Annotated in this window: 15 protein-coding genes, 5 tRNA genes and 1 pseudogene; 8 read left to right on the forward strand and 13 right to left on the reverse strand. The window is 72.2% G+C overall.

What is annotated here, in order from left to right:
* Positions 1-164 precede the first annotated feature (164 nt).
* Positions 165-368: a cold-shock protein gene (locus J7W19_RS14900; protein WP_004954428.1), complete on the reverse strand. Its 204-nt coding sequence runs from the start codon at positions 366-368 to the stop codon at positions 165-167.
* A gap of 192 nt (positions 369-560) precedes the next feature.
* Positions 561-1,361, reverse strand: coding sequence for a DUF6227 family protein (locus J7W19_RS14905; protein ID WP_004947893.1), 801 nt, complete (start codon positions 1,359-1,361; stop codon positions 561-563).
* A 216-nt stretch (positions 1,362-1,577) separates the two neighbouring features.
* On the opposite strand from J7W19_RS14905, the gene J7W19_RS14910 reads away from it, so the two are divergent.
* Complete coding sequence (locus J7W19_RS14910; RefSeq protein ID WP_040890704.1) at positions 1,578-1,907, forward strand: hypothetical protein; 330 nt, start codon at positions 1,578-1,580, stop codon at positions 1,905-1,907.
* Positions 1,908-2,088: 181 nt separating this feature from the next.
* A complete protein-coding gene (locus J7W19_RS32950; protein ID WP_004947889.1) occupies positions 2,089-2,448 on the forward strand; it encodes a winged helix-turn-helix domain-containing protein in 360 nt (119 codons plus the stop codon).
* A gap of 209 nt (positions 2,449-2,657) precedes the next feature.
* On the opposite strand, the gene J7W19_RS14920 is transcribed toward J7W19_RS32950, so the two are convergent.
* From J7W19_RS14920 to J7W19_RS14935, 4 genes are all read right to left on the reverse strand, one after another.
* Positions 2,658-2,906, reverse strand: a complete 249-nt coding sequence (locus J7W19_RS14920) for a hypothetical protein (RefSeq protein WP_004947884.1) — start codon at positions 2,904-2,906, stop codon at positions 2,658-2,660.
* A gap of 211 nt (positions 2,907-3,117) precedes the next feature.
* Positions 3,118-3,402, reverse strand: coding sequence for a hypothetical protein (locus tag J7W19_RS14925; RefSeq protein ID WP_004947881.1), 285 nt, complete (start codon positions 3,400-3,402; stop codon positions 3,118-3,120).
* Positions 3,403-3,404: 2 nt separating this feature from the next.
* Positions 3,405-3,665 (reverse strand): hypothetical protein, encoded by a 261-nt coding sequence (locus J7W19_RS14930; RefSeq protein ID WP_040890699.1) that lies wholly within the window; start codon positions 3,663-3,665, stop codon positions 3,405-3,407.
* A gap of 5 nt (positions 3,666-3,670) precedes the next feature.
* On the reverse strand, positions 3,671-4,231 hold the full coding sequence (locus tag J7W19_RS14935) for a DUF5994 family protein (RefSeq protein ID WP_004947876.1): 561 nt from the start codon (positions 4,229-4,231) through the stop codon (positions 3,671-3,673).
* A 304-nt stretch (positions 4,232-4,535) separates the two neighbouring features.
* On the opposite strand from J7W19_RS14935, the gene J7W19_RS14940 reads away from it, so the two are divergent.
* Positions 4,536-5,012, forward strand: coding sequence for a DUF5994 family protein (locus J7W19_RS14940; protein ID WP_004947874.1), 477 nt, complete (start codon positions 4,536-4,538; stop codon positions 5,010-5,012).
* Between the two features lie 21 nt (positions 5,013-5,033).
* Here J7W19_RS14940 and J7W19_RS14945 read toward each other — a convergent pair whose 3' ends face one another.
* The 3 genes from J7W19_RS14945 to J7W19_RS14955 all read right to left on the reverse strand — a co-directional run bounded on the left by J7W19_RS14945 (position 5,034) and on the right by J7W19_RS14955 (position 6,897).
* Positions 5,034-5,456 carry a YjbQ family protein gene (locus tag J7W19_RS14945; protein WP_004947873.1) on the reverse strand — a complete coding sequence of 141 codons (423 nt, stop codon included), beginning with the start codon at positions 5,454-5,456 and terminating at the stop codon, positions 5,034-5,036.
* Positions 5,457-5,852: 396 nt separating this feature from the next.
* Positions 5,853-6,149 (reverse strand): aldo-keto reductase family protein, encoded by a 297-nt coding sequence (locus J7W19_RS14950; protein WP_201768232.1) that lies wholly within the window; start codon positions 6,147-6,149, stop codon positions 5,853-5,855.
* Between the two features lie 283 nt (positions 6,150-6,432).
* Positions 6,433-6,897, reverse strand: a complete 465-nt coding sequence (locus J7W19_RS14955) for a UDP binding domain-containing protein (protein ID WP_004947870.1) — start codon at positions 6,895-6,897, stop codon at positions 6,433-6,435.
* On the opposite strand from J7W19_RS14955, the pseudogene J7W19_RS32955 reads away from it, so the two are divergent.
* Positions 6,844-7,143: pseudogene (locus J7W19_RS32955) on the forward strand (site-specific integrase); the annotation flags it as partial. The gene J7W19_RS14955 and the pseudogene J7W19_RS32955 sit on opposite strands and share 54 nt — an antisense overlap.
* Before the next feature lie 137 nt (positions 7,144-7,280).
* Here J7W19_RS32955 and J7W19_RS14960 read toward each other — a convergent pair.
* The 4 genes from J7W19_RS14960 to J7W19_RS14975 form a co-directional block, all read right to left on the reverse strand.
* Positions 7,281-7,353, reverse strand: a tRNA-Lys gene (locus J7W19_RS14960).
* Positions 7,354-7,512: 159 nt separating this feature from the next.
* The gene (locus J7W19_RS14965; protein WP_004947868.1) at positions 7,513-9,738 is read right to left on the reverse strand and encodes a DEAD/DEAH box helicase; all 2,226 of its coding nucleotides are present in this window, start codon (positions 9,736-9,738) and stop codon (positions 7,513-7,515) included.
* A 240-nt stretch (positions 9,739-9,978) separates the two neighbouring features.
* A complete protein-coding gene (locus J7W19_RS14970) occupies positions 9,979-10,542 on the reverse strand; it encodes a hypothetical protein (RefSeq protein ID WP_004947867.1) in 564 nt (187 codons plus the stop codon).
* 247 nt (positions 10,543-10,789) lie between these two features.
* Positions 10,790-11,140 carry a metallopeptidase family protein gene (locus tag J7W19_RS14975; protein WP_004947857.1) on the reverse strand — a complete coding sequence of 117 codons (351 nt, stop codon included), beginning with the start codon at positions 11,138-11,140 and terminating at the stop codon, positions 10,790-10,792.
* A gap of 175 nt (positions 11,141-11,315) precedes the next feature.
* On the opposite strand from J7W19_RS14975, the gene J7W19_RS14980 reads away from it, so the two are divergent.
* From J7W19_RS14980 to J7W19_RS14995, 4 genes are all read left to right on the forward strand, one after another.
* A tRNA-Glu gene (locus J7W19_RS14980) sits at positions 11,316-11,388 on the forward strand.
* A 39-nt stretch (positions 11,389-11,427) separates the two neighbouring features.
* Positions 11,428-11,502: transfer RNA gene (locus tag J7W19_RS14985), tRNA-Asp, on the forward strand.
* 24 nt (positions 11,503-11,526) lie between these two features.
* Positions 11,527-11,600, forward strand: a tRNA-Phe gene (locus J7W19_RS14990).
* A 168-nt stretch (positions 11,601-11,768) separates the two neighbouring features.
* A tRNA-Phe gene (locus tag J7W19_RS14995) sits at positions 11,769-11,842 on the forward strand.

Consider the following 11,842-nt stretch of genomic DNA (forward strand, 5'->3'; position numbering starts at 1 on the left):
TCCCACGTTCCGTATCCGGAGTGAGCCTGGGCGCGCTTGGTGCGGGGGGCACAATGGGGCCCGCACCCAGATGGTGCGGGCCCCATTGCGTGATGCCTCATGCGGGGCGCGTCCAGCGGTGTGGCGGGACGCGCCGCGCGGAGTGCGGCCTAGGGCCGCGGGCGTCAGATGGTGACGATGTTCTCCGCCTGCAGGCCCTTCTGGCCCTGCGTGACGTCGAAGGACACCTTCTGGCCCTCGAGGAGCTCACGGAAGCCGGTGGAGGCGATGTTCGAGTAGTGGGCGAAGACGTCCGGGCCGCCGCCGTCCTGCTCGATGAAGCCGAAGCCCTTCTCCGAGTTGAACCACTTCACGGTGCCAGTAGCCATGTCTATCTCCTTGGGAATGGGATGGCCCCACGCCGGAATAGACCGGCAAAACAAAAATGCGCCTTCGGCTACATGGCCGAGGCGCACACGAGTTCATGGGTACCACAACTGCAACTTCGTCGACAGTAGCACACGGCGAACGGGCCGCGCTGTGACGCCCGTCTCACCGGCCGCACTCTCCCGCGCCACGCCCTATAACTCGACCCCCAGAGCCCGAGCGTGCCGGTCCGCCGCCACCTCCGCCTCCGCCTCGTCCAGGTACACCTCGCACACCAGCCGCCCGTCGGACGTCATGTTGTGCTCCAGCTCCCAGAGCGAGACCTCGCCCCCGCCCTCCAGCAGGAACGCGTGCTCGTAGAACCGGCACCAGGTGGCGTCCCGGTCCGGACCGCGCCGCCGCGGCTTGGTGATCAGCGCGATGTGGTGACCCAGGGCGCCCCGCAGGATCTCGCCGACCACCTCGCCGGGCCCGTCCGGGTTCTCGGCACGGCGCAGCAGCCGCCGGGCGTGGTCGGGGGACGCCTCGGAGACGTACTCGCGGCGGGGCCGCACCGGGCCCATGGCGAGCAGCAGCTCCTCGGCCAGCCAGGCCGGCAGCTCCTCGTCCTCGGCACCGGGGCCGATGCCGCCGCCGATCCGCTCGTGGACCCGGCGCTCGGCCTCGTCCAGGGCGTCCTCGCGGGCGTACAGCTCGTAGAGCAGGTCCTCGCTCGGCCCGGTGTCGTGCTCCAGCTCGTACAGCAGCAGGCTGCTGCCGTCCGCGAGGAGGAAGACGTGCCGGTACGTGTTGCACCGCAGCGGACGGTCGCCGTCGTTGCGCTGGCGGTACGAGCGGAGCTCGGCCTGATGCATCAGCGCGGTGCGCAGCCGCTCCAGCAGCGGCTCGCCGATCTCGAACCCGTTCTGCGCGCGTGCGAGCAGTCCGGCGACGTGCTCGGCGGGTGTCGGGCCACCACCCCGGTTCGCTCCCCCGCCCGTGCGCATCTGCTCCATGCCCCTCGACCTCCCGGCCTTCTCCTGCCCACCCCGCGCACTTACGGTAGCGGCGCGAACACGGGGCAGGGGCGGGTTCGCCGCATCCGCCGAGGCGCCCGTTTGACCGGCGAACGCGCGCCCCCCGGGCCCCCGGCCTACAGTCGAAGACGTGTGCCGGGCGCCGAGCGGGGCCCGCGGCACCGCCCACCGGGACCCGACGCGCAGGAGGCCGCCGTGACCGCCGCCCCGCCCCCCGAGGAACTCAGCGAACCGGTCGTCCGCGCGCTCGTCGTCGCCATGCGCGACGGCGACCGGGACACCTTCTACGGCTCCTTCGCCGCCGATGCCGAGCTCACCGACGACGGCGCCCTCCAGGACCTGCGCTCCTGGGCGGAACGCGAGGTGTTCGAGGCACGCGGGCGGCTGGAGGTGGCGGAGGAGCGGCAGCACGGGCGGTACCTGCTCGGCCGCTTCCGCTCGGACCGGGCGGACCTGCACGGGACGTACTGGCACTTCCAGATCACCGACGGACGGATCACCCGGCTCGACGTCGGCCAGGGCTGACCGGATCCGGTCGCCGGCCCGCGGGCGGAAGGCCCCCGGCCCGCGGACCGGAAGGGCACAGGACCCGCCAAGCGTGAGGATGTTGTGGACACGGCCGGCGCCGAGGCAACCCGCGCCCGGGCCCCCTCTTCTTACCGCCGGTGGGAGGCGACCGCCTCCCCGGGGTCAGAGGAGGATCGAGATGTCCCCGCACGAGATGTCCCTGCGCCCCCCGCGGACCCTCAGCCGTCCGCCGCGCCCGGCCGGCCACCGGGTCGCCCTGGACTACCGGCGGCGCACGGCCGTCGTCGAGGGCCGGGAACTGCGGCTCACCGGCCGGGAGTTCGAACTCCTCGCACACCTGGTCGGCCGCCCGCACCAGGTGCACACCCGGCGCCAGCTGCTGGTCTCCGTCTGGGGCCCGACCTGCGTCGGCGGCGGACGCACCGTGGACGTCCACATCGCCCGGCTGCGCGGCAAGTTGGGGCCGGGGCACCGCGAGACGATCGTGACGGTGCGGCACGTCGGGTACGCGTACGACCCGTCGCGCGCGGCGGCGTGAAACACGCGCCGGGGTGTGAGACGGCGGAACGGCGGCACGCACCGGGCGCGCGTCCCCTGAACACGATCCGGAAGTGATTGCGAGGGCTGACCTGCGCCTTTGTGCCAGTCGGACCCGCCCGCAACGGGACTGGGAGCCACGTTGCTCCGTCCGTGAAGGAGATGGACAACGACACAGGTCCATGATCGGCAGCTGCGCATGGGAGGCCGCTATTCCGTAGTGCCGCGACAGAGGCCCTCGACGCGGAACCACAGGCCCGGGGCGTAGACCGCGTGGATGACGGCTTCCTCTCCTCTTGTGGCCCGCAGGATCCTCAGGATGCCGCCGGGAAGTACGTCGTACTGGTAACTGATCTCGGCGTTGCCCTCGACGGTGTCGTCGTAGGAGATGTCCGCCGTCCGATCGTTCGCGTATTCCTTCGGTGGGCGATTTTCCACCAGTTTGATGAAGACGCTCATGGGCCAACGGTACGGTCCTTTCGCGAGCTTCGCCCTCCGGGATGAGAAGGTCGCGGCACCCACCGTGTGGAACCCTCCTCATGTGCGGGGCAGCCCGGCCGGGTGCGGAGCTTCCTCCACGCGGAGCCCACGCCGATCAGGTCGAGTCGGCGATTCACTGGTGCCCTCAGGTCACTGACCTGGGGGCATGTGCGGGGGCGTGCACGGACTGTCAGGCTTCGTCGTCCTGCGGGTGATCGGCCGCCACGCTCCGGCTGGTCGCCAGCCAGGATCGCGCGGGCTCGGCGGGACGCGTGGTGTCGACGGTGAGGTGGAGCCGGGTACCGCCTTCGCGGCCGGCCGGATAGCTGCGTTGCTCGGTGGAATCGAAGCAGCGCCGGAGGACTTCCGCGACGCGGCGGGCGGTCTCGGGGGACGCGGCGGTGATGCGGATGTCGGCGCGCCCTGCCGGCGGCACCGGCTCCGCTGGTATGGGGGTGGTGCGTGCGGACGTCATGGTCACTTCCTCCGGCCGGAGAAGAGGCGGAGTCGCCTGCGGTCCCCATGTGGTTGCTCGTGGCGGTTTCGGGCGCGAAGAGGCCCGGCGGGGCCGATGGCCGACCGCGGGCGGTTCCGGCTCCTGCTGTCGCGCCACGGCAGGACACCGCTGTAGCGGAAGCCCGCGATTCTTTCGTCGTGCTGGGCGTTGAGCCGGTGGATCAGGAAGGCCCCCACAGCGATCACGATGAGCATCACGGCCAGGGTGACGGCGGTCTCCACGGTCCTCACATCCCTTGGGCGGAGCGCGGAGGCCCGGTCGGGTGCCCGGCCGGGGGCGGCGCGGTCCCGCCCTCCGTCTCCCACTCCTCTTCGCGGTCCCGTGACTCCGTCGCGTCGGCGGCCGCTCGTTCGTCCTCCATCAGCCGGCTCGCGGTGAGGAGGCTTCCGGGGGTGGTCGCGGCGGACATCAGCCGGGCGGCCGCGGCCGGCTCGGTCTCCGGCGGGATGATCAGCAGGTCCAGGCGGTCCGCGGAGTAGGAGAACAGCAGGAGCTTGTGCGGGTCCTGCTCATTGGTGAACCAGCCCACATGCACCGTGTGCCCCTTGACGGGAACCTTGCGCGGGATCACGGGCCAGAAGGCCGGATTCACCGTGACGCGGGTGACCCGCCCCCAGGAGTGGTCCAGCCTCTCCGCCAGTGCGGGGAGCTCACGGGCCAGGTCGCGAGAGCGGGGCCACCAGGCCCCGTCCAGCAGGCCCGACGCCGTCCCCGGCGTCAGGGACAGGCGAGCGGGCGGCGAGGGGGCACGCTCATCAGCGGTCGCAGAGCCGGTGGTCACGATCATGATGCGGACCTGTCCCCGGGCTCGTCGTCGACTGCCCGGCGTTGTGACTCGCCGGGAACGACACCCGCGTGGAGGCCGGTGTACGAGGTGTTCCCGGTCTCTCCACCCTACTCCGGTAGGCGACCTGCAGACCTTGCGCGACCAGGCAATTTTCGGGAGCGCAGGCGCGCGCGGGTCGAGTGGGCGAGCCGGCCACCGGCCTGCGGAGTACGGTGGGATTACTGCGAGCGGCTCGCCCGGTGACTGCGACGCACCCCGGACGACGAACGAAGACGCCGAACCCTCGGAGGCAGGCGAGCAGGCCATGGCCGATTCCGACACTCCACGCCTCCCCGGACTTCTGCCGGACGCGATCCACCATGCCGTGAAACCCGGGACGGCCCTCCTGCGGCTGGAGACGACACGGGAGCGCGGGGGAATCCTGGACGGCGCGTGGTGGCCGCGCTCCCGTGACATCGGTGCCGAGCTTCCCGGCCTGATCACCGCCCTGACCGAGCATGTCGGCCCCATCACGCGCGTCGGCCTGGACGCGAGCGCCTGGGAAGAGCTCCCGACCCGGCTGATCATCGAGGACCGGGTCGTGCGCATCGATTCCTTCCCGGTCGGTGACGACACGGTCCTCATCACCCGGGGCGAGAACGACCACTTCGCCCTGCTGGTGGTCCCACCCGACGCCACGCCCGACGCGGCACGCGTCGCGATGGCCAGAGCCGTACGGGCCGACAACGTCACCCGGGCCGAACAGATCCTCATCGACACCGGCAGCACCCCGCGGACCTGAACGTCGAGGCGACGGCTCGGGTCAGCCGAGGAAGGACAGCCGGACCTGGCGGTCGGGGCCGCCCTGGTCGGTGGTCACCACAACGACGGCCTGCGAGGTCCCCAACCCCAACCCACCACCGATCACGGGCAGTGTGGCGTGCGGCGGCACCAGAGCCGGGAGCATGTGATCACGGCCGGGGCCCGAACCGCCGTGACGGTCCCGCCAACGGTCGTCCGCGGGAAGAACCTCGCGGAGGGCCGCCAACAGGTCGTTGTCGCTACCCGCGCCGGTCTCGATGACCGCCAGACCGGACGTCGCGTGCGGGGTGAAGACGTTCAGCAGCCCATCTCGCCCGTGAGCGACCTCCCGGAGGAACGCGGTGCACGCGTTCGTCAGGTCGTGCATGGTCTCGGCGGAGCCTGTTGTCACGTCGACAATGCGGGTGGTGAAGGTGCCGGTCATGGTTCACCAGTACCCGCTGTTCGGGAGCAGCGTTGACGGCTGGACGGGTTGTTCCGCGGGGACTCCGGCCGCCCGAACAGCCCCACTGCCCGACAAACCTCAAAAGCAGCCCGATCAGCCCTGTGCGTGACGTGGGGCCGGAACGGGTTGCGCGGTGAGGCCCATCCCTCGCAGGTACACCGTGCCGCCAGCTGACGGCTCGTAGCTCTCCAGCTTCTGCGCCTGCCACGGCCCGGAGCGGGCCGCCACAGTTCTGGAGAAGGGTCCTGGGGCGGCCGTCGCCCCTACCGTTGGACGCCCGACGAGTGGTGGGCCGATCCCCGGCGGTCGCTCGATGTACTCGCCGGAGTCCCCGGCGGGCGGACGACGGTCCGCGACCGCTGGGCGGCGGCTGCCTCAGCCCAATGCCCGGAACTGCTGGCTGTTAGGAGGGATGATGTCCAGGCTCGGGGTTGACGCGGCCACCAGCAGGCACGCGGCAGCCGGGGAGAGGCCGGGCCGGATGAGCTCCACCAGCTCGGGGGGCATCAGATCGATCAGTTCGCCGCCGTGCAGCGGTGACGAGGCGAACGTGGTCAGCCCGGCGGCGCGGGCCTGGACGAGCGGGCCCCAGCCGCCGAGGGACCGGCGGATCGGGCGGTCCATGATCAGGCTGACCGTCCAGGACGGCAACGCCCCCTCCACCGCGTACATGGGAACCCTCTCCGCCGACGGGCAGTGCCTGACCTTCTCCGACGTCGACCTGGCCATCCCCACTGGTGGCGCGCACCCGGCCAGGTGTGTCTGCGTGAGCACCGGCGATGACACCCCCTGGGCCCCACCAGCGGGGAGTTCTCCGTCGGCGGCCAGACCTCGCCGTCCACGACCATCGAGGTCATCTGAAGAACGAGCGGCCTCGCGTCTCCTGGTGACCGGGGACGCGAGCCCGGTGAAGGACCGCAACAGGTGGCTGCGCGCCCACGTGCGGGAATGTCGTTCAGCTCGTCAGTGCGTACCCGAGTCCCTGGTAGACCCATCCGGCGTCGGTCCAGCGGCGGGCGTCGAGGGTGCCGCGTGCGTCCACCAGTCGGTACTGGGCTGGCTTGGCGATGAGGAGTTCGGGGTCGGCGTCGGCGTACTGCGGCCAGTGGGTCAGGTGCAGCAGAACGTCAGCGCCGTCCAGAACCCGCTCGAAGTCGTCGACGCATTCCAGCTCGGGGGCTTGGCGGCGGACTGTGGGCAGGGCCTTGGGGTCGTGGATGGCGACCGAGGCCCCAGCGGCGTGAAGGTCAGCGGCCACGGCGAGGGCGGGCGAGTCGCGGACGTCGTCGGTGCCGGGCTTGAAGGCGGCTCCCCACAGGGCGACCCGGCGACCGGCGAGGCTGCCGTCGCACGCCTGACGGGCGCGGCGTGGGTCGACACGGGCAAGGTCTTCACGGAAGAGGACGGTTCCTGGCTGCATCCCGAGAAGGTGTCCGAAGCCTTCCGGCGGATCTCCAAGGCGGCCGGATTGCCGCCGATCAATCTCCGTGACCTACGTCACGTAGCCGCAACCCTGATTCACGGCGGTGGTGGGGACATTCACACCATCAAGGAGACCTTGCGGCAGTCCTCCATCAAGCTCACCTCGGATACGTACACGAGCCTGCTCCCGGAAGTCGATCGCGAGGTGGCCGAGGCCGCAGCGCGATTGGTCCCCCGGGCGCGCTCGGCAGCGGGCGAAAGCACCGCCGCTCACGCATCGCTCACGCAGAAGCCCGAAAACACGGCTTCGCCCCGGCTGGAGAAACCCAGCCGGGGCGAAAAGATGCAGGTCACAGGTGGTGCTGTGACCTCATCGGGTAGTAGGCCGTGTGGGACTCGAACCCACAACCAATGGATTAAAAGTCCACTGCTCTGCCAATTGAGCTAACGGCCCGCACCCCGCAGCATAGCCCGGCAGGGCACCGGATCCCGAGTCGTTATCCCCGGCACTTTTCCGGAAGGGCTCCAGGAAGGAGCCCTTCCGCTACCGGGGCGCCGTACGGGCCCTCAGTTCCGCTGGTGGGAAGGGTGCTTGCCGTTCCCGATCGAATGATCAGCCGTTGCGCTTCCAGCGCGGCTTGTCGGCACGGCGGTCGAACGACGAGCCGGCGCCGCGGTGGTCGTCACGGCGGCCGTACGGGCGGTCGCCGCCGCCGGAGCGGTGGCCACCGGACGGGCGGTCGTCACGACGGTCGCGGTTGAACGGACGGTCGCCGCCGCCGGAGCGGTAGCCGCCCGACGGGCGGTCGTCACGGCGGAAGCCGGCGGACGGACGGTCGTCCCGGCGGAAACCGCCGGAGTGCCGGTCGTCGCGGCGGTCGCGGTTGAACGGACGGTCGTCACGGCGGTCGTCACGGCGGAAGCCGCCGCGGTCGCCGCCACGGTCGTCGCGCTCGTCACGGCGGAAGCCACCGGAGGGGCGGTCGTCGCGACGGTCGCGGTTGAACGGACGGTCGTCGCGACGCTCCTCGCGGCGGAAACCACCGGACGGGCGGTCGTCACGGCGGAAGCCACCGCGGTCACCACGGTCGCCGCGGTCGTCCCGGCGGAAACCGCCGCGGTCGCCCCGGTCGTCGCGGCGGTCGTCACGGCGGAAGCCACCGCGGTCACCACGGTCGCCGCGGTCGTCGCGACGGAACCCGCCGCGGTCGCCCCGGTCCTCGCGGTCGTCCCGGCGGAAACCGCCCGAGCGGCGCTCGAAGTTGCCCCGCTCGTCGCGGCGCTCGGCCTGCGCGGGCACGGCGGCGGCAGCGGCCTCCTCCGCGATCCGGGCGGCCTCGGCGGCGGCCTCCTCGGCGGCGGCGGCCACGGCGGCCTCCGGGTCCTCGCCGCGCTCACGGGCGGCGCGGGCCAGCAGGCGGTCGGCCTCCTCGCGCAGCTCGGTGGCGCGGCGCTGGGCGCGCTCCAGCTGACGGTTGAGGTCGGCCAGGTCGCGCTCCGCCTGCTTGGCGGCGTTCGCGGCCGAGTCGGCCTGCACCTCGGTGAGCGAGCGGGCACCGGTGATCTCGGCGACCTCGGGGTCGAAGGCGCCGGCGCCGCCGACGATGTGGCGCGAGGCGTCCACGCCCGCGTCCTCCATCAGGCGGAAGATCTGGCGGCGCTGGTGCGGCAGGGCCAGCGAGACGACCGTGCCGGACTGGCCGGCGCGGGCCGTACGGCCGGAGCGGTGCAGGTAGTCCTTGTGGTCGCCGGCCGGGTCCACGTTGAGGACCAGGTCGATGCCGTCCACGTGGATGCCGCGGGCGGCGACGTCGGTGGCGACCAGGCAGTTGACGCGGCCGGCCTTGAAGTCCTCCAGGACGCGGGTACGGGCGCCCTGGGTCATGCCGCCGTGCAGCGCGTCCGCGCGGACACCGGCGTCGAGCAGCTGCTCGGCGACGCGGTCGGCGCCCATCTGGGTGCGGACGAAGATGATGGTGCGGCCCTTGCGGGCGGCGATGGCGGCGGTGACCGGCGCCTTGTCCTTCGGCTTCACGACGAGGACGTGGTGGGTCATGGTGGTGACCGCGCCGGCGGACGGGTCGACCTCGTGCGTGACCGGGTCGACCAGGTAGCGCTTGACCAGGGTGTCGATCTCGTTCTCCAGCGTCGCGGAGAACAGCAGGCGCTGGCCGCCGGTCGGCACCAGGTCGAGGATCTCGGTGACCTCGGGCAGGAAGCCCATGTCGGCCATCTGGTCGGCCTCGTCGAGGACGGCGACCTGGACCTTGTCGAGCGAGGCGGCGCCGCGGTTGATGATGTCGCGCAGGCGGCCCGGGGTGGCGACGAGGATGTCGACACCGCGCTCCAGGGCGTAGATCTGGTTGCCCATGGACGTACCGCCGCAGACGACCTTCATCTTCAGGCCGAGGACGTCGCCGTAGGGCTGGAGGGCGTCGGCGACCTGCATCGCCAGCTCGCGGGTCGGGGTGAGGATCAGACCGCGCGGGCGCTTCTTCTCGGTGTGGCCGCCCGCGAGGATCGACAGCAGCGGCAGACCGAACGAGAGGGTCTTGCCGGAGCCGGTGCGGCCGCGGCCCAGGATGTCCTTGCCGGCCAGGGCGTCCGGGATGGTCGCCGCCTGGATCGGGAAGGGGGTGGTGACGCCGTTCTGGGCGAGCTTGCGGACGATCGCCTCGTCCAGGCCCAGGTCGGCGAAGGTGATCGTCGGCTCGGTGGCCTCAGCCGCCTCGGCGGTCTCGGCGGTCTCCGCGACGACATCGGTCGCGGTGGCCTCAAGGGACTCGACGATCGTCTCGTCGACCTCGGGCATGACGGTCTGGTCAGTGGAAATGGACATGCGAAATGCGAAACCTTCCGGAGTTTCGGCACGCGCCCAAGCTCCGTGTCGGCTTCACAAATGACCGCCTCGATGCGGTCAGCCACGGCAAGGTAAGGAACGCGCCACACGGCGCGCATCTGACAGGCGCCGGGCAAATGGGATCAAACGATCTACCACCATACGCACTCGACACCGTCGAGCGCAACCCCGTCCTTCCCGCCACCCCCGTGACCCGCCCCACAGCGCCCTCCCGCCCGCCTAGGCGACCGGCCCGGCCTGCGGCGTCGGATGCGGGGCGGGCGAGTCGGAGGTGGGGGCGGGCGGCGACGGCGGAACCGGCGGGTCCGGATCGGGGGCCGGCCGACTGGGCGGCGCGGGCGAGGCGGGCGGTTTCGCGGGGGCGGGCGACGCGCCCGACGCGGGGGGCTTCTTCCGGTCGCCCGGCTTGGCGGGCTTGCCCTGCGGCGAGGGCGCCGACTGCGACCCCGCGTCCGCGCCGGCGGACGGAGCGGCGCTCGACGACCCGTCGCGCGCGTCCTTGACCCCCGGGCTCCCGCCGGCGCCCCGCACCCCCTTGGCGTCCGCCCGCTCCGGCCGGCCGTCCGGCGCCGTCTTCCCGCCGTCCGGCCGGGCCCCGGCCTCCCGCTGCCGCCCCGACACGGAGGGCGCCGGCCGACCGGGCTCGCTCACGCTCATGCAGCCGCCGAGGGTCAGGGTCGCCACGGCCACCGCCGCGAGGCGGGTGGCGGCCGACCGCAGCCGGCCGGACGCCGGGTGCACCCGGCCCGCGGGGGGTTCGGAGTGCACGGGAATCGCGCGCATGGGAGGGACCGCCTTCGGGACTCGCGGGGACAGGCTCCCTGCCCAACTGGCCCCGCACCGCCCAGGACACGCGCCCCGCCGCACCGGCCCAAGACGGAACCCGCGCCTCCGGCGTCATCCGCGCCGCGCGGGCGCCCGCCGGGGCGGGCGCGGCCGCTACGAAGCCGGGACGTACGCCGCACCCCCGGCATCCCGAAGCCCGACGCCGCCCCCGCACGGTCACCCCGCGCGCGCCCGCCGTCCGGACTCAGCCGTACCCGAGCGCGTGCAGCCGCTCGTCGTCGATGCCGAAGTGGTGCGCCACCTCGTGCACCACGGTGACCTCCACCTCCGCGACGACCTCCTCCCGCGTCGCGCACATCCGCAGCGTGGGACCGCGGTAGACGGTGATCCGGTCCGGCAGCACGCCCGCGTACCACTCGCCGCGCTCCGTCAGGGGCGTCCCCTCGTAGAGCCCGAGCAGCTCCGGGTCGTCCGCCGGGGGCTCGTCCTCGACGAACACGGCGACGTTGTCCATCAGCCGTGTCAGCTCCGGCGGGATCCGGTCCAGCCCCTCGGCGACCAGCTCCTCGAACTCCTCGCGCGTCATCTCCAGCACGCTCGCCATTGTCCGCCACGGAGGGCCGCGGCGGCGGGGCGCGCGCGGGGCCTTCTCCGGCCGCCGGGACCCGTGCCGCGGTTGGCCTCGGCAAACCGTTTTGGCGTTCGCTCCCGACATCCCATATGCTTCTCACGTCCCCGAGGCGCCGCAAAGCGCCCAGGTGGGCCATTCAGCCCTCATCGTCTAGTGGCCCAGGACGCCGCCCTTTCAAGGCGGTAGCACGGGTTCGAATCCCGTTGGGGGCACGCTGTACCGTGTGCGAGACTAGTGCTCGCACATAGCAAGGTCCTGTGGAGCAGTTTGGAGTGCTCGCCACCCTGTCAAGGTGGAGGCCGCGGGTTCAAATCCCGTCAGGACCGCTGCAAGCATCCCGATGCTTGCGTGGCTGGGTAGCTCAGTTGGTACGAGCGTCCGCCTGAAAAGCGGAAGGTCGCCGGTTCGACCCCGGCCCCAGCCACAAAGAGGCCCCTGTCTTCGGACGGGGGTCTCAGTGTTTTCGGCCGCGCACCACCGCCCCCGCCCCCCGCCCGCCACCCTGCCAAGGTGGGGGCCGCGCCCGCGGCGCAGCCGCGATCGGGTACCGCAAATCCCGTCAGGACCGCTGCAAGCATCCCGGTGCTTGCGTGGCTGGGTAGCTCAGTTGGTACGAGCGTCCGCCTGAAAAGCGGAAGGTCGCCGGTTCGACCCCGGCCCCAGCCA

Source organism: Streptomyces mobaraensis NBRC 13819 = DSM 40847, assembly GCF_017916255.1.
Taxonomy (GTDB): Bacteria; Actinomycetota; Actinomycetes; order Streptomycetales; family Streptomycetaceae; genus Streptomyces; species Streptomyces mobaraensis.

Excerpts from the sequence above, each read along its gene's own strand:
- J7W19_RS14900 (WP_004954428.1), bottom strand. The coding sequence starts at position 368 with ATGGCTACTGGCACCGTGAAGTGGTTCAACTCGGAGAAGGGCTTCGGC.
- J7W19_RS14905 (WP_004947893.1), bottom strand. The coding sequence starts at position 1,361 with ATGGAGCAGATGCGCACGGGCGGGGGAGCGAACCGGGGTGGTGGCCCG.
- J7W19_RS32950 (WP_004947889.1), top strand. The coding sequence starts at position 2,089 with ATGTCCCCGCACGAGATGTCCCTGCGCCCCCCGCGGACCCTCAGCCGT.
- J7W19_RS14920 (WP_004947884.1), bottom strand. The coding sequence starts at position 2,906 with ATGAGCGTCTTCATCAAACTGGTGGAAAATCGCCCACCGAAGGAATAC.
- J7W19_RS14925 (WP_004947881.1), bottom strand. The coding sequence starts at position 3,402 with ATGACGTCCGCACGCACCACCCCCATACCAGCGGAGCCGGTGCCGCCG.
- J7W19_RS14935 (WP_004947876.1), bottom strand. The coding sequence starts at position 4,231 with ATGATCGTGACCACCGGCTCTGCGACCGCTGATGAGCGTGCCCCCTCG.
- J7W19_RS14940 (WP_004947874.1), top strand. The coding sequence starts at position 4,536 with ATGGCCGATTCCGACACTCCACGCCTCCCCGGACTTCTGCCGGACGCG.
- J7W19_RS14945 (WP_004947873.1), bottom strand. The coding sequence starts at position 5,456 with ATGACCGGCACCTTCACCACCCGCATTGTCGACGTGACAACAGGCTCC.
- J7W19_RS14950 (WP_201768232.1), bottom strand. The coding sequence starts at position 6,149 with ATGTACGCGGTGGAGGGGGCGTTGCCGTCCTGGACGGTCAGCCTGATC.
- J7W19_RS14955 (WP_004947870.1), bottom strand. The coding sequence starts at position 6,897 with ATGCAGCCAGGAACCGTCCTCTTCCGTGAAGACCTTGCCCGTGTCGAC.
- J7W19_RS14965 (WP_004947868.1), bottom strand. The coding sequence starts at position 9,738 with ATGTCCATTTCCACTGACCAGACCGTCATGCCCGAGGTCGACGAGACG.
- J7W19_RS14970 (WP_004947867.1), bottom strand. The coding sequence starts at position 10,542 with ATGCGCGCGATTCCCGTGCACTCCGAACCCCCCGCGGGCCGGGTGCAC.